Genomic DNA, 20899 nt, shown 5'->3' with positions numbered 1-20899 from the left:
GCAGGCCGACTGCCGGGCCTGTGGTGTGTCATGGAGTCGTACGGTGTGCCGGTTGCCGAGGTCCGGGGAGAGACGTGGACAAGCCGAAGGTCGTTCTGGGGGTCAGTGGCGGCATCGCCGCGTACAAGGCCTGTGAGCTGCTGCGGCGGCTGACGGAGTCGGGCCATGACGTGCGCGTGGTGCCCACCGCCTCCGCGCTGCACTTCGTCGGCGCCGCCACCTGGTCCGCGCTCTCCGGAAACCCGGTCTCCACCGAGGTGTGGGACGAGGTGCACGAGGTCCCGCACGTCCGTATCGGACAGCACGCCGACCTGGTCGTCGTCGCCCCCGCCACCGCCGACCTGCTCGCCAGGGCGGCCCACGGCCTCGCCGACGACCTCCTCACCAACACGCTCCTCACCGCCCGCTGCCCGGTCGTCTTCGCCCCCGCCATGCACACGGAGATGTGGGAGCACCCGGCCACCCGGGAGAACGTGGCGACGCTGCGCCGCCGCGGCGCCCTCGTCATCGAACCGGCAGTGGGCCGCCTCACCGGCGTCGACACCGGCAAGGGCCGGCTGCCCGACCCCGGCGAGATCTTCGAGGTCTGCCGCCGGGTGCTGGCCCGGGGCCTGACCGAGCCCGACCTGAAGGGCCGGCATGTCGTGATCAGCGCCGGAGGCACCCGCGAGCCCCTGGACCCCGTCCGGTTCCTCGGCAACCGCTCCTCCGGCAAGCAGGGCTACGCCCTCGCCCGCACCGCGGCCGCCCGCGGCGCCCGCGTCACGCTGATCGCGGCCAACAGCGCCCTGCCCGACCCGGCCGGCGTGGACGTCGTCCCCGTGGGCACCGCCGTGCAGCTGCGCGAGGCCGTGCTGCAGGCCTCCGCCGACGCCGACGCGGTGGTCATGGCGGCGGCGGTGGCGGACTTCCGCCCGGCGGTGTACGCGGCGGGGAAGATCAAGAAGAAGGACGACCAGGAGCCGGAGCCGATCACCCTGGTGCGGAATCCGGACATCCTCGCGGAGATCTCCACCGAGCGCGCCCGCCCCGGACAGGTCATCGTCGGCTTCGCCGCGGAGACCGACGACGTGCTCGCCAACGGCCGCGCGAAACTGAAGCGCAAGGGCTGCGATCTGCTGGTGGTGAACGAGGTCGGGGAGAGCCGGACCTTCGGTTCCGAGGAGAACGAGGCCGTCGTCCTGGGCGCCGACGGCAGTGAGACCGCGGTGCCGCACGGACCCAAGGAAGCCCTGGCCGAAACCGTATGGGACCTGGTGGTCGAGCGTCTCCGCTGATGTTTCAGTCGCCCTGCGACCCCGTGAAACCCGGCCGATCGCGGCGTGGCGCCTCTGGCCAACGCAGCACGGCATTGGGCAGAATGCCCGTGCCGCAGGTCACAGGGCTTCCGAGTGTCGAGACAGGGAGACCGTGGCCTAAGCGTGACCGATAAGCTGTTCCACGGACGGCGCCGGGTGCAGCCCCCGCCGTCCGCCAAATGATCAGCCAGCAGCCGCTGCAACCCCAGGGAGCGTTGTGTCCCGTCGCCTGTTCACCTCGGAGTCCGTGACCGAGGGTCACCCCGACAAGATCGCTGACCAGATCAGCGACACCATTCTCGACGCGCTGCTCCGCGAGGACCCGACCTCCCGGGTCGCCGTCGAAACCCTGATCACGACCGGCCTCGTGCATGTGGCCGGCGAGGTCACGACCAAGGCGTACGCGGACATCGCGACGCTGGTCCGGAGCAAGATCCTCGAAATCGGCTACGACTCCTCCAAGAAGGGCTTCGACGGCGCCTCCTGCGGTGTCTCGGTGTCCATCGGCGCGCAGTCCCCGGACATCGCCCAGGGCGTGGACACGGCATACGAGTCCCGTGTCGAGGGTGACGAGGACGAGCTCGACAAGCAGGGCGCGGGCGACCAGGGCCTGATGTTCGGTTACGCGACGGACGAGACGCCCACGCTGATGCCGCTGCCGGTCTTCCTGGCGCACCGCCTGTCGAAGCGCCTGTCCGACGTGCGCAAGAACGGCACCATCCCCTACCTGCGCCCGGACGGCAAGACGCAGGTCACCATCGAGTACGACGGCGACAAGGCGGTCCGCCTGGACACCGTCGTGGTCTCCTCGCAGCACGCCTCCGACATCGACCTGGACTCGCTCCTGGCTCCGGACATCAAGGAGTTCGTCGTCGACCCGGAGCTCAAGGCGCTGCTCGACGAGGGCATCAAGATCGACACGGAGAACTACCGCCTCCTGGTCAACCCCACCGGCCGCTTCGAGATCGGCGGCCCGATGGGTGACGCCGGCCTGACCGGCCGCAAGATCATCATCGACACCTACGGCGGCATGGCCCGCCACGGCGGCGGCGCCTTCTCCGGCAAGGACCCGTCCAAGGTCGACCGCTCCGCCGCGTACGCGATGCGCTGGGTCGCCAAGAACGTCGTCGCCGCGGGTCTCGCCACCCGCTGCGAGGTCCAGGTGGCGTACGCCATCGGCAAGGCCGAGCCGGTCGGTCTGTTCGTCGAGACCTTCGGCACCGCCAAGGTCGACACGGAGAAGATCGAGAAGGCGATCGACGAGGTCTTCGACCTCCGTCCGGCCGCGATCATCCGCGACCTCGACCTGCTCCGCCCGATCTACTCCCAGACGGCGGCCTACGGCCACTTCGGTCGCGAGCTTCCCGAGTTCACCTGGGAGCGGACGGACCGCGTGGACGCGCTGCGCAAGGCCGCGGGGCTGTAAGTCCCGGCAAGACGGCGGGGCCGCGCGCCCGACGCCGCCGCGGTACCTCGCGAGGCCCGGCACCCTTCGGGGCGCCGGGCCTCGTCGTGCGTCCGGTGCGCAGGCGGCGGGTACTCGGGACCCGCCGGATGTCAGTGGTGTTTGGTAAGAATGCAAGCGTGAGCAGCGGGAACGAACAGGCGGGCGGCGGCGCGGAAGGTGCGCCGCCCGAGCAGCTCGCGCTCATCCGGGAGAGTGTCCGGAAGGCCAAGACACCCCGGGCCAAGCCGCGGACCTGGCGCGGGGCCGCGCTCGCCAGGAACTTGCCCGTCGCGCGGGTGCTCGTCGACAAGGGCGTGCTCCACCTCGACCGGTACTTCGACTACGCCGTGCCCGAGGAACTGGACGAGCAGGCCCAGCCGGGCGTGCGGGTGCGGGTCCGGTTCGGGGCCGGGCGGCACCGGGTGCGGGACGGCCGGCGCGAGGGCGGCGGGCTGATCGACGGGTTCCTCGTCGAGCGGCTGGCCGAGTCCGACTACTCCGGGCCGCTGGCCGCCCTCGCCCAGGTCGTGTCGCCCGAGCGGGTGCTCAGCGAAGAGCTGCTGGGGCTGGCCCGGGCGGTCGCCGACCGGTACGCGGGCAGCCTCGCCGACGTCCTGCAACTCGCGGTGCCCCCGCGCAACGCGCGGGCCGAGCAGCGCCCCTCGCCCGCACCGCTGCCGCCGCCCCCGGCGCCCGAGGCGGGCACCTGGCAGCGGTACGAGCAGGGGGCGGCCTTCCTGGAGTCGCTGGCCTCGGGCGGTGCGCCACGGGCCGTGTGGAACGCGCTGCCCGGCCCGGAGTGGAGCGAGGAGCTGGCCCGGGCGGTCGGGGCGGCGCTGGCCTCCGGTCGCGGGGCGCTCGTGGTCCTGCCCGACGGGCGGGCGGTCGCGCGGGCCGACGCCGCCCTGACCGCCCTGCTGGGGGAGGGGCGGCACGCGGTGCTCACCGCCGACGCGGGTCCCGAGAAGCGGTACGCGCAGTGGCTCGCGGTCCGGCGGGGCTCCGTACGAGCCGTGATCGGGACCCGGGCCGCGATGTTCGCACCGGTCCAGGACCTCGGGCTCGTGGCCATCTGGGACGACGGGGACGACAGCCACAGCGAGCAGCACGCCCCGCAGCCCCACGCGCGCGAGGTGCTGCTGCTGCGGGCCGCCCAGGACAGGTGCGGCTTCCTGCTGGGCAGCTGGGGCTGCACGGTGGAGGCCGCGCAGCTTGTCGAAACCGGGTGGGCGCGCCCGCTGGTCGCCGGGCGTGAGCAGGTGCGCGCCACCGCCCCGCTCGTCCGCACCGTCGGGGACGGGGACCTCGCACGGGACGAGGCCGCCCGGGCCGCCCGGCTGCCGACCCTCGCCTGGCAGGTCGTCAGGGAAGGCCTGCGGCACGGCCCGGTGCTCGTGCAGGTGCCCCGGCGGGGATACGTGCCGCGCATGGCGTGCGCCAACTGCCGGGCACCCGCGCGCTGCCGGCACTGCTCCGGACCGCTGGAGACCAGGGACGGCGGCGCGTTGTGCTGCGGGTGGTGCGGCCGTGAGGAGGGCGGCTGGCACTGCCCGGAGTGCGGCGCCTTCCGGCTGCGTGCCTCGGTGGTGGGTGCCCGGCGGACCGCCGAGGAACTCGGACGGGCCTTCCCCGCCGTCCCGGTGCGGACCTCGGGCCGTGAACACGTGCTCGACACGGTGCCGGGGGCGCCCGCACTGGTGGTGAGCACGCCGGGGGCCGAGCCCGTCGCCGAGGGCGGGTACGCGGCGGCGCTGCTGCTGGACGGGTGGGCCATGCTCGGGCGGCCCGATCTGCGGGCCGGGGAAGACGCGTTGCGGCGGTGGATCGCGGCCGGGGCGCTCGTCCGGCCGCAGCCGGCCGGCGGCACGGTGGTGGTCGTGGCCGAGCCGACGCTGCGGCCCGTCCAGGCGCTCGTACGGTGGGACCCCGTCGGTCACGCGGTGCGGGAACTCGCCGAGCGGGCCGAGCTGGGGTTTCCGCCGGTGTCGCGGATGGCGGCCGTGTCGGGGCCGGCGGAGGCGGTGACCGAGTTTCTCCGTGCGGCCGAACTGCCGCCGGAGGCCGAGGTACTGGGGCCGGTGCCGTTGCCCGTGCCCGCGGCGGGGCGACCGCGGCGGGCGGGGGCGCCGCCGGCCGGGGAACAGTGGGAGCGGGCGTTGGTCAGGGTGCCGCCGGGGAAGGGCGCGGCGCTGGCCGGTGCGCTGAAGGCCGCGCAGGCCGCGCGGATGGCCCGGGGGAGTGCGGAGCCTGTGTGGGTGCGGATCGATCCGGCTGACATCGGGTGAAGCGGTGGGGTGGCGCGGTGGCGCGGTGGCTGTGGTCGTCGCCCGGTGCGCGCCGCTGTTCTTCCGCGTACACGCCGCTGCCCGCCGCTGTTCTCCCGCGTACACGCCGCTGCCCTCCCGGACGCATCGGGAGGGCAGCGGTCTGTCCGGGCGGAGTGCGGTTCAGCCGTTGCGCGGGCCGGGGAAGGCCGTCGGCCTCGCCTCGTCGCGGAGGGCCGGGCTGCCCGCCGTCGGCTGAGTGGGCATGGAGCGGGCCGCCGGGACCGTCGGGACCGTGGGGAGGCCGGTGTTCACACTGACCGTGCGGGAGCCCGACGGCTCCGGTGTGCGCTCCGCCTCGACCGCGGCCGGCTGGGCCGTGGCCCGGCGTGCGCCGTACCGGCGGTGCACCGCCTGTTTGGTTACTCCGAGCGCGGAGCCCACCGCGTCCCACGAGAAGCCGAGTGAGCGGTCGAAGTCCACGGCCGCCGTGACCAGGGTCTCGACACTGTCCCGCAGCTCCTGGGCGAGACGTACCGTCGGGGCGGGGGCGCGTCCGTAGACGACGAAGCCCGTGGAGGGGCCGGAGCGGCGCGGGCGGTAGACGTTGCCCAACTGGGCGGTGAGTGTGCGCAGTGCGTCCACCTGCCGGCGGACCCGCTCGATGTCCCGCACCAGCAAGTGCAGGCTGGCCCGAGCCTGGGCGTCGTGGGTTGCGTGGTCGGCCATGAACAAGCCTCTCGAACCGGCGTTGAAAGGAATTGGGCCGCGATCGCGGCCCGAAGTGGTCAACTCTGTCTTGACCAACGCGGATTCGCTCCGCGGGTCACGGTGTGGGGGCGTGGGGGTATATGTGTGCGCCCGTTTGCGCCGGGCGCGCGCCTCGGCCTGCGGCCTTCGGCTTTGGTCTCCCAGCCGCGCACCGCCCGTAACAGTTGGCCAAGAGACTGAGGTCTCCCGTGGGGGCCGGGCGCCGTCGGCGGCTTTCCGTTTGCGGCTCATAGACTTGGGCGTTGCCCGTCATCAACCCCGTCCGAGAGGCCCCCACCACCCCATGAAGCTCGTCTTCGCCGGTACACCCGAGGTCGCCGTTCCCGCTCTGGACGCTCTTCTCGCCTCCGAGCGGCACGAGGTGGCCGCCGTCGTCACGCGGCCCGACGCGCCGGCCGGGCGGGGGCGCAGGCTCGTCGCGTCGCCCGTCGCCGAGCGGGCGGAGGAGGCCGGGATCGAGGTGCTGAAGCCCGCGAAGCCGAAGGACCCCGAGTTCCTGGAGCGGCTGCGGGAGATCGGGCCGGACTGCTGTCCCGTCGTCGCCTACGGCGCCCTGCTGCCCCGGGTCGCCCTCGACGTCCCCGCGCACGGCTGGGTCAATCTGCACTTCTCCCTGCTGCCGGCCTGGCGCGGTGCCGCGCCCGTGCAGCACGCCATCATGGCCGGGGACGAGATCACCGGGGCTTCCACCTTCCTGATCGAGGAGGGGCTCGACTCCGGCCCGGTGTACGGGACGGTCACCGAGGAGATCCGGCCCACCGACACCAGCGGTGATCTGCTCACGCGGCTGGCCTTCGCCGGTGCCGGGCTGCTCGCGGCGACCATGGACGGGATCGAGGACGGCACGCTGAAGGCCGTACCGCAGCCGGCCGAGGGGATCAGCCTGGCCCCGAAGGTCAATGTCGAGGACGCCCGCATCGACTGGTCCGCGCCCGCGCTGCGCGTCGACCGGATGGTGCGGGGCTGCACTCCGGCTCCCGGCGCCTGGACCACGTTCCGCGGTGAGCGGCTCAAGCTCATCCAGGTCACCCCCGTGCCGGACCGGACGGATCTCGCCCCGGGGCAGATCTCCGCCCGGAAGAACAACGTGTACGTCGGCACCGGCTCGCACGCCGTCGAGCTGGTCTGGGTGCAGGCCCAGGGCAAGAAGCCGATGCGGGCGGCGGACTGGGCGCGCGGGGTGCGGATCGCCGAGGGCGAGCGGCTCGGGGGCTGACACGGCGCCACGTGCTGGGCGGCGTAGGCTGGACGGCGCACTTCTTCTCACACCCGGAGCACCTTTTTCGTGAGCGACCAGCCCCGTCGGCCCCGTACGTCCGGCAAGCCCTACCGTCGGCCCAAGAAGGACCCCGTCCGCATCCTCGCCTTCGAGGCGCTGAGGGCCGTGGACGAGCGGGACGCCTACGCCAACCTCGTTCTGCCGCCCCTGTTGCGCAAGGCGCGGGAGAAGGAGGGACCCGAGAACTTCGACGCCCGTGACGCGGCGCTCGCGACCGAGCTGGTGTACGGCACGCTGCGGCGGCAGGGGACGTACGACGCGGTCATCTCGGCCTGCGTGGACCGGCCGCTGCGGGAGGTCGACCCGCCGGTGCTGGACGTGCTGAGCCTCGGCGCGCACCAGCTGCTCGGGACGCGGATCCCGACGCACGCGGCCGTGTCCGCCACCGTCGAGCTCGCGCGGGTCGTGCTCGGCGACGGGCGTGCCAAGTTCGTCAACGCCGTGCTGCGCAAGGTCGCCCAGCACGATCTGGACGGCTGGCTGGAGCAGGTCGCGCCGCCCTATGACGAGGACCCCGAGGACCATCTCGCCGTCGTCCACTCGCATCCGCGGTGGGTCGTGTCGGCGCTGTGGGACTCCCTCGGCGGCGGTCGCGCCGGCATCGAGGACCTGCTGCGCGCCGACAACGAGCGGCCCGAGGTGACCCTGGTGGCGCGGCCCGGGCGGGCCACCGCCGAGGAACTGCTCGAAGAGGACGCCGCCCTGCCGGGGCACTGGTCGCCGTACGCCGTGCGGCTGACCGAGGGCGGTGAGCCGGGCGCCGTCGCGGCCGTACGGGACGGACGCGCGGGCGTGCAGGACGAGGGCAGCCAGCTCGTGGCGCTCGCCCTTGCCAACGCGCCGCTGGAGGGGTCCGACCGGCGGTGGCTGGACGGGTGCGCGGGGCCCGGCGGCAAGGCCGCGCTGCTCGGCGCTCTCGCGGCCCAGCGGGGCGCGCTGCTCGTCGCCTCCGAGAAGCAGACCCACCGCGCCGGGCTCGTGGCCAGGGCGCTGGAGGGGAACCCAGGGCCGTACCAGGTGATCGCCGCGGACGGGACGCGTCCGGCGTGGCGGCCCGGCAGCTTCGACCGTGTGCTGGTCGACGTGCCGTGCACCGGGCTCGGTGCCCTGCGGCGCCGCCCCGAGGCGCGCTGGCGGCGCCGGCCGGAGGACCTGGAGGGGTTCGCGCCGTTGCAGCGCGGACTGCTGCGCACCGCCCTGGAGTCGGTGCGGGCCGGCGGTGTCGTCGGTTACGCGACCTGCTCGCCGCACCTCGCCGAGACCAGGGCCGTGGTCGCCGACGTGCTCAAGCAGCACCCGGACACCGAGCTCCTCGACGCCCGGCCGCTGCTGCCCGGCGTACCGGACCTCGGCGAAGGGCCCGACGTGCAGCTGTGGCCGCATCTGCACGGGACCGACGCGATGTACCTGGCGCTCATCCGCCGGACCGGCTGACCCCCGCCCCGACGCTCTCCCGGGCCGCCGCACCGCCGTCCTCCCTGGCCAGCCGGTGCGGCCACCACACCTTCGGACCGACGTCCAGGAACAGCGACGTCACCAGGACCGAGCGCACGACGAACGTGTCGATGAGGACGCCCAGGGCGACCGCGAAGCCGATCTCGGCGAAGGCGACCATCGGGAGAGTGCCGAGGGCGGCGAAGGTGCCGGCCAGGACCAGCCCGGCGGAGGTGATGACCGCGCCGGTGGCGGCGAGACCCGTGACCACGCCCGCTCTGGTGCCCTGGCGGGCCGCCTCCTCGCGGATGCGGGTGGTCAGGAAGATGTTGTAGTCGATGCCCAGGGCGACCAGGAACACGAAGACGAACAGCGGGAAGTCGGTCGCCTCGCCCGCGTAGTCGAAGACGTACCGGAACGCGAGCGCGCTGATGCCGAGCGCCGCCGCGAACGAAAGGATCACCGTCCCGATCAGCAGCAGCGGGGCGATCAGGGCGCGCAGCAGGACGCACAGGATCAGCAGGACGACCACCAGCACCAGCGGGATGATCAGCACGTTGTCGTGCGTGGTGGCCTCGTCCATGTCCAGCAGGGCCGCCGTACCGCCGCCCACCTGGGCGTCGGCGTCCGGCACCGCGTGCACGGCGTCCCGGACCCGCTCCACCGTCTGCTTGGCGGCCTCGCTGTCCGACGGGGCCGTCATGGTGGCCTCGAACAGGACCTTGCCCTCGAAGGCCGGTTTCGTGCCGGGCGGCAGACCGAGGGACTGCGGCACGACGCCCTGCGTCCCGGCGACCGCGCGGCCCACCTGCACGGCCTGCGCCTGGTTGCTCACGATCACCAGCGGATCGCCGCTGCCGGCCGGGAAGTAGCGCGCCGACACCTCCTGGCCGGTGACCGAGTCCGGTTTCCCGGTGAACGCGTCCGCGTTGCCGATCCCCTCCGCGCGCAGCTGGATCAGGCCCAGCGAACAGACCGCCAGGACCAGTGCCGTCACGGCCCACGTCGTGCGCGGGCGGCGGGCGATACGGCGGCCCGTGCGCGCCCAGATGCCGCGCTCGGTCGGGTCGGGCGTGCCGTAGTGCGGGATCGCCGGCCAGAAGATCCACCGGCCGAAGATCACCAGCAGGGCGGGGAAGAGGCTCATCATCGCCAGCAGGGCGACGGCGACGCCGATCGCGGCGACCGGGCCCAGGCCGCTGGTCGAATTCATCTCGGCGGCCAGCAGCACCAGCATGCTCAGCACGACCGTCGCGCCGGAGGCCAGCACGGCGGGTCCCGCGCGGTGCAGCGCCAGGGCCATCGCCTCGTGCCGGTCCTCGTGCCGGCGCAGCTCCTCCCGGTAACGGGCGACCAGCAACAGGGCGTAGTCCGTCCCGGCCCCGAAGACCAGCACCGTGAGGATGCCGGCGCTCTGGCCGTTGACCGTCAGCCCCGCGTGCTCGGCCAGCAGGTAGATCAGCGCCTGGGAGGTGAACAGCGCGCAGACCACCGAGATCAGGGGGACCAGCAGCAGCGTCAGGCTGCGGTAGGTGATGAGCAGCATGACGATGACGACGGTCATCGCCGCGAACAGCAGCGTCGAGTCGATGCCCTCGAAGGCCTCCGCGAAGTCCGCCGACGTGCCGCCCGGGCCCGTGATGTGCACGGCCAGGCCGCCGCCGCCCTCGCCGACGTCATCCCGGATCGAGTCGACGGCGGGCGCGATCCGCTCCCAGCCCTTCTCGTCCATCGTGATCGGCACGAAGACCTGCGCCGCCCGCGGATCGGTCTGCCGGTCGAACACCGGTCCCCGGGTCTCCGCGCCGCGGATGCCATGGTCCCGCAGCTCCTTGAGCTGCCGCACGTCCTCGGCGATCTCCGCCCGGTCCCGGGCCGTCAGCCCACTGTCCCGGGCGTAGATCACCACCGCCGGGATCTGCTCCGGCCGGAAGTCCTCGGAGATCTCCAGCACCTGCGTCGACTCCGCGGACCCCGGCAGCCAGGACGACGCGTCGTTGTCCTGCGCGTCGGTGAGCCTCATGGCGAACGGCGCGGCGACGAACAGCACCACCACCCACAGCACCAGCACCAGCCACTTGGCCCGCCGCCCGCAGACGAGATGAGCAACGCCGCTCTTCATGGCGACCCCCTCCGCAGAAGCGCCCCGTCAGGGGCGCGGGGAACTGCGCGAGCAACCCACAACGGCCCGCGGCCGACGTACCACCGTTCCCACCGGGGACCGATGGCCACAACCCCCGGAGGGCATGGCAGTCTTAGGTCATGGCCGCGCAGATCAACCCCAGCATCCTGTCCGCCGATTTCGCCCGCCTCGCGGACGAGGCGAAGGCCGTGGAAGGAGCCGACTGGCTCCACGTCGACGTCATGGACAACCATTTCGTCCCGAACCTCACGCTCGGCGTGCCGGTCGTAGAGTCGCTCGCCCGTGCGACGGACACCCCGCTGGACTGCCATCTGATGATCGAGGCCCCCGATCGGTGGGCGCCCCAGTACGTCGAGGCGGGGGCCGGTTCCGTCACCTTCCACGTCGAGGCGGCCGCCGCCCCGGTCCGGCTCGCCCGGGAGATCCGCGCCAAGGGCGCCCGCGCCTCCATGGCGCTGAAGCCCGCGACCCCCATCGAGCCGTACGAGGACCTGCTCCCCGAGCTCGACATGCTGCTGATCATGACGGTCGAACCAGGCTTCGGGGGACAGGCCTTCCTCGACATCATGCTTCCCAAGATTCGCCGCACCCGCGAGTTGATCAGCAAGCACGGTCTGGAGCTCTGGCTCCAGGTCGACGGCGGAGTTTCCACTTCCACCATCGAGCGGTGTGCCGACGCTGGAGCCGACGTCTTCGTGGCCGGATCGGCGGTCTACGGGGCAAACGACCCGGCAGCGGCGGTACGTGCACTACGCACGCAGGCGGAGGCGGCGACCGCCAAGGCCTCCTGGGCCTGCGACCACTGAGCCACAGCAAAGTGAACGGCTCTCATCAGGGCTGATCAACCGCGCCGGATCTGCAAGGATGAACGGCGAATCCAGAGTGTGAACAGCAGTGAGGAGATCGCCGTGTCGGGTATGTCGGCGGGCCGGTCAGCCATGCGGATGGGACCCGCTGAGCTGGTGCAGGCGGCGGCCATGGCCCGCCGCTTCTACCTCGAGGGGAAGTCCAAGATCCAGATCGCGGAGGAGTTCGGCGTCAGCCGCTTCAAGGTGGCCCGGGTCCTGGAGACCGCCCTCGAACGGGATCTCGTACGTATCGAGATCCGTGTGCCTGCGGAGCTGGACGCCGAGCGCTCGGACGCGCTCCGCGCCCGCTACGGCCTCAGGCACGCCGTCGTGGTCGAGTCCCCGGCCGATGCCGAGGAGTCGCCCGACCCCGAGAACCTGGGAGAGGTGGCCGCCGACCTGCTCGGCGAGCTGGTCAACGAAGGTGATGTGCTGGGCCTGGCCTGGGGCCGCTCCACGATCCACATGGCGGCGGCGCTCGACCGGCTGCCGCCGTGCACGGTGGTGCAGCTGACGGGCGTGTACGACGCCGGGACCGCCGAGCGCGGCTCGGTGGAGGCGGTACGCCGTGCCGCCCAGGTGTCCGGCGGTGACGCGCACCCCATCTACGCGCCGATGCTCCTGCCCGACGCGGCCACGGCCACGGCGCTGCGCAACCAGACGGGCATCGCCCGGGCCTTCGAGCACTTCGACAAGGTCACCGTCGCCTGCGTCTCCATCGGCTCCTGGGAGCCGGGCATCTCCACGGTGCACGACATGCTCAGCGACGAGGAGCGCGCGCACTACGCCTCCCTCGGTGTCGCCGCCGAGATGTCCGCGCACCTCTTCGACGCCGAGGGCCGCAGGGTCGGCCGGGACCTGGGCGAACGGTGCATCACCGTCAAGGCCGACCAGCTCCGCCGTATCCCCGAGGTCGTCGCGATCGCCGGCGGGCAGCGCAAGGGACCCGCGATCGACGCGGTGCTGCGGTCCGGGCTAGTCACCAGCCTGGTGACGGACACGTCGGCGGCGGACTATCTGATGACAGCGGGCCCGGCACCGAAGCCCGCGCTCAACAGGACCGATCCGGACGGAGTCTGACGTATGGCCAGGGAGGCGCGTGAGGTACCGGACGATCCGGCCGGCCGGATCGTGCTCGTGCTGGACCTGGAGGGGGTCACGGACAAGGCGGGCCTCATGGACCGCTGCGCCCGTGACCTCTGTCTGCCCGAGTGGTTCGGCCGCAACTGGGACGCCCTCGCCGACTGCCTGGCCGACCCCGGCCTCTGGCCCGAGGGAGCCGTGGAGCAGGGGCTGCTGGTCGTCGTCCGGGGCTGGCGGGAGTACGCCGAGAAGCGGCCCGAGGAGTGGCAGGTCGCGGAGGAGATCTTCGCGGAGGCGACGGACCGGGGGCCGGGTCTCTTCGTGACCCTCGGGTCGTGACCCTCGCGCTTGGAGCATCCTCCTAAGGCGCCCCTGACCAGCCTGGACGATCCGCTGGGGGACGTGCGCACATCCGGCATGGGACAATGAAGTACGTGCTCTTTCCCCCTGGCCGGCCGGTCGGGGGGTCACCTCTGATCGACTGGGATGTGCAGCACGTGCGTTTCCTCAATGACATCCAGCCCGGGTACGACCTGACGTACGACGACGTCTTCATGGTGCCGAGCCGCTCCTCGGTGGGCTCGCGGCAGGCCGTCGACCTCAGCTCCCCGGACGGCACGGGCACCACCATCCCGCTCGTCGTCGCCAACATGACCGCCATCGCCGGGCGGCGCATGGCCGAGACCGTGGCCCGCCGCGGCGGCCTCGTCGTCATACCGCAGGACATTCCGATCGACGTGGTCACCGACGTCGTCTCCTGGGTCAAGAGCCGCCATCTGGTCCTGGACACCCCGATCATGCTGGTGCCCCACCAGACCGTCGCGGACGCGCTGTCCCTGCTGCCCAAGCGCGCGCACAACGCCGGGGTCGTCGTCGACGAGAACCACCGGCCGGTCGGCGTGGTCACCGAATCCGACCTGTCCGGCGTGGACCGCTTCACGCAGCTGTCCGAGGTCATGTCCCGGGACCTGCTGCTCATCGACGCGGACATGGACCCGGGCGAGGCCTTCGACACCCTCGACCACGCCAACCGCCGCTACGCCCCCGCGGTCAACAAGGACGGCACGCTCGCCGGCATCCTCACCCGCAAGGGCGCCCTGCGCGCCACGCTCTACACGCCGGCCACGGACGCGCGGGGGCGGCTGCGCATCGCCGCCGCCGTCGGCATCAACGGCGATGTCGCGGGCAAGGCCAAGCAGCTGCTGGACGCGGGCGTCGACACGCTCGTCATCGACACCGCGCACGGCCACCAGGAGTCGATGATCAGCGCCCTGAAGCTGGTGCGCGACCTCGACCCGCAGGTGCCGATCGTCGCGGGCAACGTGGTGGCCGCGGCGGGCGTGCGCGATCTGATCGAGGCGGGCGCGGACATCGTCAAGGTCGGTGTCGGACCCGGCGCCATGTGCACCACGCGCATGATGACCGGCGTCGGCCGGCCGCAGTTCTCCGCCGTCCTGGAGTGCGCCGCCGAGGCGAAGAAGCACGGCAAGCACGTGTGGGCCGACGGCGGCATCCGCCACCCGCGCGACGTGGCCATGGCGCTCGCCGCCGGCGCGTCCAACGTGATGGTCGGCTCCTGGTTCGCGGGCACCTACGAGTCCCCGGGCGACCTCCAGCACGACGCCCAGGGGCGTGCTTACAAGGAGTCGTTCGGCATGGCCTCCGCCCGGGCCGTGCGCAACCGCACCTCCGAGGAGTCGGCGTACGACCGGGCCCGCAAGGCGCTGTTCGAGGAGGGCATCTCCACCTCCCGGATGTTCCTCGACCCGGCCCGCCCCGGCGTCGAGGACCTGATCGACTCGATCATCGCGGGCGTCCGCTCCTCCTGCACCTACGCCGGTGCCGGCTCCCTGGAGGAGTTTGCCGAGAAGGCCATCGTCGGCATCCAGAGCGCCGCCGGCTACGCCGAGGGCAAGCCCCTGCACGCCAGCTGGAACTGACAGCCCCCCGCCTCGTCCCAGGCCCCCGATGAAAAATCGGGGGCCTCGCGCATGCGGGCGCCCTACCGTCGTACGCCATGGAGATCACAGTCTGCCGGGCCGCCGACGTGGCGCTGCTCGATCAGCACCTCGGCTCCCCGGGCGCCACCTCGTTCCACGCACGCCGCTTCGAGCGCCAGGAGCGGGGCCTGAGCACCTATCTCGTCGCCTGGCTCGACGGACGGCCCGTGGGGCACACGGAGCTGCGCTGGGGCGGCTGCGACGACGCTTCCGTACGAGCGGCACGGCCCGGCTGCCCGGAGATCAACGCGCTTTCCGTGTGGCCCGAGACGCTGCGCTCGCGCGGCATCGGCAGCGCCCTGGTCCGCGCCGCCGAGGAACGCGCGGGGGAGCGGGGCCGCACGGCCGTCGGCCTCGGCGTCGCCGACGACAACCCGCGGGCCGCAGCTCTCTACGCCCGGCTCGGCTACCGGCCACTCGCCCCCTACGTCGGCCGCTGGTCCTACGAGGACCACGACGGTGTCACGCACGAGTGTGTCGAGGAGCTCACGTTCTTGGTGAAAGAGCTGGTCCGAGCAAGTCCCGTGCAATGGACGAACGCCGACGTGCAACGAACCTCCGGCCAGTCACGAGGAACGCAATGATCTTGCGGCCATGCGCAAGGTTGCTGCATTACACGGGCAACGTCCCTGCTCGTAGGCTGTCGCCTCGTACGTGGCGTGGCGGGGACCCCGCTCGGTGGGTCCCGGCTGTCGGGCGGGGCTCTGCCGGTCCCCGCCGCCCAAGACCGGCAGTGACGAAGGAGTCAGCGCGTGCTCGACCAAGGCGCACCCCCGCACAGCAGTAGTCAGACCGCCCCGCCGTCCCCGGGCGTCGGCGCGCGCCTCATGCGTCGCAAGCCGGTGGAGAACCTGGTCGGGGAGGGTGGCCAGGGCGAGGGAGGCTCGCTGCGGCGCTCTCTCGGCCTGTGGCAGCTCACCATGATCAGCATCGGTGCCACCCTCGGCACCGGCATCTTCGTCGTGCTCGGCGAGGCCGTCCCCAAGGCGGGCCCCGCCGTCACGCTCTCCTTCGTCATCGCCGGCCTGACCGCCCTGTTCTCGGCCCTGTCCTACGCCGAGCTGGCGGGCACCATCCCGGTCTCCGGCTCCTCGTACTCGTATGCGTACGCAACGATGGGCGAACTGATCGCCTGGATATGCGGCTGGTGCCTGGTCCTGGAGTACGGCGTGTCCGTCGCCGCCGTCGCCGTCGGCTGGGGCGAGTACCTCAACGAACTGCTCGACGGGACCATCGGCGTCACCCTCCCGGCCGCCCTGTCCGCCCCGCCCGGCGACGGCGGCGTGTTCAACCTGCCCGCGCTGATCGTCGTCCTGCTCGCGATGGCGTTCCTGCTGGGCGGCGCCCGCGAGTCCGCCCGCGCCAACACCGTCATGGTCATCGTGAAGATCGCCGCGCTGGTGATGTTCTGCGCCATCGGCGTCCAGGGCTTGCGCTCCGGCAACTACGAGAACTTCATGCCGCTGGGCATGGCGGGCGTCAGCGCCGCCGGGGCCACGCTGTTCTTCTCCTACATCGGTTTCGACGCCGCCTCCACCGCCGGCGAGGAGGCGAAGAACGCCCAGCGCGACCTGCCGCGCGCGATCATGCTGTCGCTCGTCATCGTCACGGCGCTGTACGTCCTCGTCGCCGCCGTCGCGGTCGGCGCCAAGCCCTGGAAGAACTTCACCGACTCCGAGGCCGCCCTCGCCCAGATCATGCGCGAGGTCACCGGGCAGACGTTCTGGGGCACGCTGCTGGCGTTCTGCGCCGTCGTCGCCATCGCGAGCGTGGTGCTGACCGTCCTCTACGGCCAGACCCGCATCCTGTTCGCCATGTCCCGCGACGGCCTCGTGCCGAAGGTGTTCGCCAAGGTCCACCCGAAGACCGGCACGCCTCGCGCCAACACCCTGATCGTCTCCCTGTTCTGCGGCGTCCTGGCCGCCGCGATCCCGCTCGGGCAGCTCGCCGACGCCACCAGCATCGGCACCCTGTTCGCCTTCGCGCTGGTCAACGTGGCCGTCGTGGTGCTGCGCCGGACCCGGCCGGACATGCCCCGCACCTTCCGGGTGCCGCTCTCCCCGGTCCTGCCCGCGCTGGGCTTGGCCTTCTGCGTCTGGATGATGGGCAGTCTGCCGACCGTGACCTGGGTCGTCTTCGGTGTCTGGATGGCCGCCGGGCTCGTGTTCTACTTCCTGTACGGCTATCGCCGTTCCCGACTCGCACCATCCGAAAAGTGACCGACCCACTGTGCTGAACGATCTCGACGAACGCATCGTGCACGCCCTCGCCGAGGACGCCCGCCGCTCCTACGCCGACATCGGCCAGATCGTCGGCCTGTCCGCGCCCGCCGTGAAACGGCGCGTGGACCGGCTGCGGGCCACCGGTGCCATCACCGGCTTCACCGTACGGGTGGACCCGGGCGCCCTCGGCTGGCAGACCGAGGGGTTCGTCGAGATCTACTGCCGGGGCAACACGTCCCCGGAGACCATCCAGCGGGGCCTGGAGCGCTACCAGGAGGTCGTGGCCGCGTCCACCGTCACCGGGGACGCGGACGCGATCGCCCAGGTCTTCGCCTCCGACATGCGGCACTTCGAACGGGTCCTGGAGCGGATCGCCGGGGAGCCGTTCGTCGAGCGCACCAAGTCCGTGCTCGTGCTGTCGCCGCTGCTGCGGCGCTTCTCGTCGGGGTCGCCGACCTAGCAGGTGCCGGCGGTGGCGTCGGCCCTGCGCACCGCCGTCAGCAGGCGCCGAACGCCGAGTGCGTGGCCGCCCGTGGTCATGAGGAGACGGCCGTAGAGGGCGCCGGCCGGGCCGGGGAACCTCGCCCGGGTCTCGGCACGCAGCCGGGTGCGTCCCGGGCCCGCCTCGTCCAGGTGGAAGAGCAGGGCGTACGTCGAGAAGCGATGACGCCCGATCAGGACCAGTTCCGCCCCCGGAACCGCGGATGCCACCCGGAAACCGGGAATCGTCGAGCCCTCGCCCAGGGGACGGGGCCCGGAGGCCGTGCGGTCGGCGCAGCCGACCAGGCGTGCGTACGCGACCGCTCGGCCACCCCCGAAGGAGCGGTCCAGAACCTCACCGAGCGCGCCCCACACGACCTCGGCGTCCGCCGCGACGACCGTCGTGTGCTCGTCGACGTACGGCAGGGAGAGCAGTGCGGCGGCGTTCATGGAGACCCCCTTCGCCGGCCGGTCGGGTTGGGCTTGCCCGGCCAGTCTCGCGCGGCCCTCCGTGCGGGGGCCTCCTCCGGCGGGCGGACATCCGTCGCCGTGCGGCGGAGACGGGCGGTGCCCGCCCTCCTCCCGGCGGAGGACGTCCCTGCTTCCGGGCGGAGGACGTCCCTGGAGAAATTCTCGCTGTGCTCCGGGCCCCGGCCCGCCTACCATCGGTGTCATGACCTGGCGACATTGATCCACCAGCCGCGCCTCCCGAGGACCGCCTCGGCCGCCGTATCCCCGGCGTCCGATCGGTTCTTACGGGAAGGCCTCATGACACTCTCACCCGCACGCGTGCCCGCCACCGGCGTCCGGCGGCTGACGACCACGCTGTACGGCTACGCGTTCCTCGACGACTTCGTCCTGCTCTACCCGGTGTACGCGCTGCTGTTCGCCGACACCGGCATGTCGCTCTGGCAGATCTCCTCCCTGTTCGCCCTGTGGTCGATCACCTCGGTGGTGCTGGAAGTGCCCTCCGGCGCCTGGGCCGACGCCGTGTCACGCCGGAGGCTGCTGTGGATCGGCCCGCTGCTCACAGCCGCAGGCTTCGCGCTGTGGGTGATCGTGCCGTCGTACTGGGCCTTCGCGGTCGGCTTCGTCCTGTGGGGCGCGGGCGGGGCGCTCGGCTCCGGTGCGCTGGAGGCCCTCGTCTACGACGAGCTGGACCACCTCGGCGCCGCCGACCGGTACGCACGGGTCATGGGCCGGGCCCGGGCCGCGCGGCTGGTGGGCACCGTGGCCTCGCTCGGCCTCGCGGGGCCGGTCTTCGCCCAGGGCGGCTACGCGGCGGTCGGTGCCGCCAGCTTCCTGGCCTGTGTGCTGACCGCCCTCACGGCGACCCGGTTCCCCGAGCACCGGGTGCGGCCGGACCACGCGGGCGACAGCTGGGCGACGACCCTGCGGACCGGGCTCGCCGAGGTCCGCGGGGACCGTTCCGTGCGCGGCGCCCTGCTGCTGGTCCCGGCCGTGGCAGCGGTGTGGGGCGCGCTCGACGAGTACACCCCGCTGCTGGTCCGGGACATCGGCGTCGCGGAGGCGACGGTGCCCTACCTGATCATGCTGATCTGGGCGGGGGTCACCGTCGGCAGCCTCCTGACGGGACCGGCCGAGCGCCTCGGCCCGGCCGGTCTCGCCATGCTGCTCGCGGGCGCCGCACTCGCCCTGGCCGTGGGCGCCGCGTCCCGCTCACTGGCCGGTATCGCCCTCGTGAGCCTCGCCTTCGCCGGATTCCAGCTGGCGGAGGTGCTGGCCGACGTCCGCCTCCAGCACCGTATCGACGAGTCACGCCGGGCCACGCTCACCTCCGTCGCGAGCCTGGGCACCGAGCTGGCGACGGTCGCCACGTTCGGGGTGTACGCGCTGCTCGGCACGGACATGGCGCACAGCAGTGTCTTCGCGGTGCTGGCGATCCCTTACGCGGTGACGGCGCTGGCGCTGGCTAGAGCGCGGGCCGCCACGGCACGACCGTGAAGTCGCCCGTGCCCTTCCTGACCTTCTCGAAGGGGGCGGAGCCCACGCACTTGGGCAGCTCCTTCGTCTCGACGGGGCTGCCCGTCGACGCCCAGCTGTAGCCGAGGCGGTCGTACCGGCCGGCATCGTGGACGGTGATGCCGACCCGCTTGCCCTCGGCCCCCGGCAGGTCGGAGTCGGTGATCACACCGGAGACGACGGCCACCTTCCCGCCGGTCACCAGGCAGTCGACCTTCGCCTTCGCCCAGGCCCCCTCGCCGTTCAGGTAGTGGCTCCACTCGAACGTGCCGGTGGCCTTCATCGGGTCGGCCGTGTCCTTCGCGGCCAGGTGCGCGTCGAAGGAGAAGGTGATGTCGTCCCCGGCCGACCGGTAAAGCTTGGCCTTGCCGGTGAGCGCGGCGGCCTCACGCCTGCTCTCGTCGGGGGCGGAGGCTGTAGTGCTCCCGTGCTTCGCGTCGGGGGCGGCTGCCCCGGCCGAGCCGGCCGCGGCGGCGACGGTGAGCAGCAGCGCGGAGCCGAGTAAGGCGGTCCTCGTACGGCGGTTCATGGCGGTCCTTTCCGCAGGTGACGCACGTCGACTGGACGCTCACCACTGTCCCGGCGCGGCGCCCTCGCCACATCGCACCCGGGACGGGACCCGGCCTCCGCCGCCCGGCGGAGAAAGGCCGTTCGGGCATGCGCCCGGGGAAGGACGGTCAGGGCCCGCAACGAATCGCCGCCGACCCGCCGGCGAACGCAATGATCCGCTCACGGACGCGCAACGGCTGCTCCTTGTCCGGCCGGAGCCGCCGACCGTACCGTCTATCAGGCCCCCCGAAACCCCCGCGTACCGGTGAGGAACACGCATGCGCACCGCCCTGCTCCAGAGCTCCGGCCGACCCGGCTCCACCGTCGAGAACCTCAAGGTCCTCGACGAGGCCGCGGGCCGGGCCGCCGCCGCGGGCGCCGGGCTGCTGGTCGCGCCGGAGATGTTCCTGACCGGGTACGCGATCGGCGACGACATCGCCCGGCTCGCCGAGCCCGCCGACGGCGACTGCGCCGACGCCATCGCCGAGACCGCGACCAGGCACGGACTGGCGATCGCCTACGGCTACCCCGAGCGGGCCGGCGAGACGGTGTTCAACTCCGCCCAGCTGATCTCCGCCGACGGCACCCGTCTCGCCAACTACCGCAAGACCCACCTCTTCGGCTGCTTCGAGCGCGACCACTTCACGCCCGGGAACCAGCCGGTCGTCCAGGCGGAACTCGGCGGTCTGCGCGTCGGGATCCTGATCTGCTACGACGTCGAGTTCCCGGAGAACGTCCGCGCCCACGCCCTCGCCGGCACCGACCTGCTGATCGTCCCGACGGCGCAGATGCACCCGTTCCAGTTCGTCGCCGAGTCGATGATCCCGGTGCGCGCCTTCGAGAACCAGATGTACGTCGCGTACGTCAACCGGGCCGGACAAGAGGGCGAGTTCGAGTTCGTCGGGCTGTCCACGCTCGCCGGGCCCGACGGGGTCGCCCGGACCCGGGCCGGGCGCGCCGAGGAGCTCGTCCTCGCCGACGTCGACCCCGTCTTCCTCGCCGCGTCGCGCGAGGCCAACCCGTATCTGCGGGACCGGCGCCCCGGCCTGTACGGGCCGCTCGTCTGACACCCCCCGCACCTGCCTGTTTCTTCTGCAA

The 20899-nt window shown here is 72.6% G+C and carries 18 protein-coding genes; 14 read left to right on the top strand and 4 right to left on the bottom strand.

All coding sequences use genetic code 11. The annotated features are described in order from the left end of the window. Window positions 1-74 precede the first annotated feature (74 nt). The 3 genes from coaBC (at window position 75) to ACIBL4_RS20395 (ending at window position 5030) form a co-directional block, all read left to right on the top strand. Window positions 75-1277 (top strand): bifunctional phosphopantothenoylcysteine decarboxylase/phosphopantothenate--cysteine ligase CoaBC, encoded by a 1203-nt coding sequence (coaBC, locus tag ACIBL4_RS20405; RefSeq protein ID WP_399411989.1) that lies wholly within the window; start codon window positions 75-77, stop codon window positions 1275-1277. Between the two features lie 238 nt (window positions 1278-1515). Further along, entirely contained in the window at window positions 1516-2724 is a 1209-nt protein-coding gene (metK, locus tag ACIBL4_RS20400) for a methionine adenosyltransferase (protein WP_399411987.1), read from the top strand. 158 nt (window positions 2725-2882) lie between these two features. Continuing rightward, a complete protein-coding gene (locus ACIBL4_RS20395) occupies window positions 2883-5030 on the top strand; it encodes a primosomal protein N' (protein WP_399411985.1) in 2148 nt (715 codons plus the stop codon). A 162-nt stretch (window positions 5031-5192) separates the two neighbouring features. On the opposite strand, the gene ACIBL4_RS20390 is transcribed toward ACIBL4_RS20395, so the two are convergent. Next, complete coding sequence (locus ACIBL4_RS20390) at window positions 5193-5738, bottom strand: hypothetical protein (RefSeq protein WP_399411983.1); 546 nt, start codon at window positions 5736-5738, stop codon at window positions 5193-5195. Window positions 5739-6063: 325 nt separating this feature from the next. Here ACIBL4_RS20390 and fmt point away from each other — a divergent pair, with 325 nt between their 5' ends. Together fmt and ACIBL4_RS20380 are read left to right on the top strand one after the other, a co-directional pair. Continuing rightward, window positions 6064-6996 (top strand): methionyl-tRNA formyltransferase, encoded by a 933-nt coding sequence (gene fmt, locus ACIBL4_RS20385; RefSeq protein WP_399411981.1) that lies wholly within the window; start codon window positions 6064-6066, stop codon window positions 6994-6996. A 69-nt stretch (window positions 6997-7065) separates the two neighbouring features. After that, window positions 7066-8493 (top strand): RsmB/NOP family class I SAM-dependent RNA methyltransferase, encoded by a 1428-nt coding sequence (locus ACIBL4_RS20380; protein ID WP_399411979.1) that lies wholly within the window; start codon window positions 7066-7068, stop codon window positions 8491-8493. On the opposite strand, the gene ACIBL4_RS20375 is transcribed toward ACIBL4_RS20380, so the two are convergent. Beyond that, window positions 8474-10615 carry an MMPL family transporter gene (locus ACIBL4_RS20375; RefSeq protein ID WP_399411977.1) on the bottom strand — a complete coding sequence of 714 codons (2142 nt, stop codon included), beginning with the start codon at window positions 10613-10615 and terminating at the stop codon, window positions 8474-8476. The two genes, ACIBL4_RS20380 and ACIBL4_RS20375, sit on opposite strands and share 20 nt — an antisense overlap. 140 nt (window positions 10616-10755) lie before the next feature. Here ACIBL4_RS20375 and rpe point away from each other — a divergent pair, with 140 nt between their 5' ends. The 7 genes from rpe (at window position 10756) to ACIBL4_RS20340 (ending at window position 17249) form a co-directional block, all read left to right on the top strand. After that, a complete protein-coding gene (gene rpe / locus ACIBL4_RS20370; protein ID WP_399411975.1) occupies window positions 10756-11442 on the top strand; it encodes a ribulose-phosphate 3-epimerase in 687 nt (228 codons plus the stop codon). 78 nt (window positions 11443-11520) lie between these two features. After that, on the top strand, window positions 11521-12564 hold the full coding sequence (locus ACIBL4_RS20365) for a sugar-binding transcriptional regulator (protein ID WP_399411973.1): 1044 nt from the start codon (window positions 11521-11523) through the stop codon (window positions 12562-12564). A 3-nt stretch (window positions 12565-12567) separates the two neighbouring features. After that, window positions 12568-12906: a barstar family protein gene (locus ACIBL4_RS20360; RefSeq protein WP_399411971.1), complete on the top strand. Its 339-nt coding sequence runs from the start codon at window positions 12568-12570 to the stop codon at window positions 12904-12906. A gap of 158 nt (window positions 12907-13064) precedes the next feature. Next, window positions 13065-14507, top strand: coding sequence for a GuaB1 family IMP dehydrogenase-related protein (locus ACIBL4_RS20355; RefSeq protein ID WP_399411969.1), 1443 nt, complete (start codon window positions 13065-13067; stop codon window positions 14505-14507). A 77-nt stretch (window positions 14508-14584) separates the two neighbouring features. Continuing rightward, window positions 14585-15151 (top strand): GNAT family N-acetyltransferase, encoded by a 567-nt coding sequence (locus ACIBL4_RS20350; protein ID WP_399411967.1) that lies wholly within the window; start codon window positions 14585-14587, stop codon window positions 15149-15151. A gap of 168 nt (window positions 15152-15319) precedes the next feature. Next, window positions 15320-16786, top strand: coding sequence for an amino acid permease (locus ACIBL4_RS20345; RefSeq protein WP_399411965.1), 1467 nt, complete (start codon window positions 15320-15322; stop codon window positions 16784-16786). A gap of 10 nt (window positions 16787-16796) precedes the next feature. Beyond that, the gene (locus ACIBL4_RS20340; protein ID WP_184981650.1) at window positions 16797-17249 is read left to right on the top strand and encodes an Lrp/AsnC family transcriptional regulator; all 453 of its coding nucleotides are present in this window, start codon (window positions 16797-16799) and stop codon (window positions 17247-17249) included. Here the strand turns inward: ACIBL4_RS20340 and ACIBL4_RS20335 are convergent. Continuing rightward, window positions 17246-17719, bottom strand: coding sequence for a hypothetical protein (locus ACIBL4_RS20335; protein ID WP_399411962.1), 474 nt, complete (start codon window positions 17717-17719; stop codon window positions 17246-17248). The genes ACIBL4_RS20340 and ACIBL4_RS20335 overlap by 4 nt on opposite strands. Before the next feature lie 318 nt (window positions 17720-18037). Here ACIBL4_RS20335 and ACIBL4_RS20330 point away from each other — a divergent pair, with 318 nt between their 5' ends. Further along, complete coding sequence (locus tag ACIBL4_RS20330; protein WP_399411960.1) at window positions 18038-19234, top strand: MFS transporter; 1197 nt, start codon at window positions 18038-18040, stop codon at window positions 19232-19234. Here the strand turns inward: ACIBL4_RS20330 and ACIBL4_RS20325 are convergent. Beyond that, the gene (locus ACIBL4_RS20325) at window positions 19203-19781 is read right to left on the bottom strand and encodes a Repetin (protein ID WP_399411958.1); all 579 of its coding nucleotides are present in this window, start codon (window positions 19779-19781) and stop codon (window positions 19203-19205) included. The genes ACIBL4_RS20330 and ACIBL4_RS20325 overlap by 32 nt on opposite strands. 298 nt (window positions 19782-20079) lie before the next feature. Here ACIBL4_RS20325 and ACIBL4_RS20320 point away from each other — a divergent pair, with 298 nt between their 5' ends. After that, window positions 20080-20868 carry a carbon-nitrogen hydrolase family protein gene (locus ACIBL4_RS20320; protein WP_399411956.1) on the top strand — a complete coding sequence of 263 codons (789 nt, stop codon included), beginning with the start codon at window positions 20080-20082 and terminating at the stop codon, window positions 20866-20868. Window positions 20869-20899: the final 31 nt, after the last annotated feature.

The sequence above is a fragment of the Streptomyces sp. NPDC050416 genome (assembly GCF_044458845.1).
GTDB lineage: Bacteria > Actinomycetota > Actinomycetes > Streptomycetales > Streptomycetaceae > Streptomyces.
The sequence above is the reverse complement of the archived record's forward strand: the minus strand, read 5'-3'. Positions and strand labels throughout refer to the sequence as shown.

Coding starts and splice junctions, on each gene's coding strand:
- ACIBL4_RS20360 (WP_399411971.1), top strand. CDS start 12,568: ATGGCCAGGGAGGCGCGTGAGGTACCGGACGATCCGGCCGGCCGGATC.
- ACIBL4_RS20335 (WP_399411962.1), bottom strand. CDS start 17,719: ATGAACGCCGCCGCACTGCTCTCCCTGCCGTACGTCGACGAGCACACG.
- ACIBL4_RS20325 (WP_399411958.1), bottom strand. CDS start 19,781: ATGAACCGCCGTACGAGGACCGCCTTACTCGGCTCCGCGCTGCTGCTC.
- ACIBL4_RS20375 (WP_399411977.1), bottom strand. CDS start 10,615: ATGAAGAGCGGCGTTGCTCATCTCGTCTGCGGGCGGCGGGCCAAGTGG.
- rpe (WP_399411975.1), top strand. CDS start 10,756: ATGGCCGCGCAGATCAACCCCAGCATCCTGTCCGCCGATTTCGCCCGC.
- ACIBL4_RS20320 (WP_399411956.1), top strand. CDS start 20,080: ATGCGCACCGCCCTGCTCCAGAGCTCCGGCCGACCCGGCTCCACCGTC.
- ACIBL4_RS20330 (WP_399411960.1), top strand. CDS start 18,038: ATGACACTCTCACCCGCACGCGTGCCCGCCACCGGCGTCCGGCGGCTG.
- ACIBL4_RS20390 (WP_399411983.1), bottom strand. CDS start 5,738: ATGGCCGACCACGCAACCCACGACGCCCAGGCTCGGGCCAGCCTGCAC.
- ACIBL4_RS20350 (WP_399411967.1), top strand. CDS start 14,585: ATGGAGATCACAGTCTGCCGGGCCGCCGACGTGGCGCTGCTCGATCAG.
- fmt (WP_399411981.1), top strand. CDS start 6,064: ATGAAGCTCGTCTTCGCCGGTACACCCGAGGTCGCCGTTCCCGCTCTG.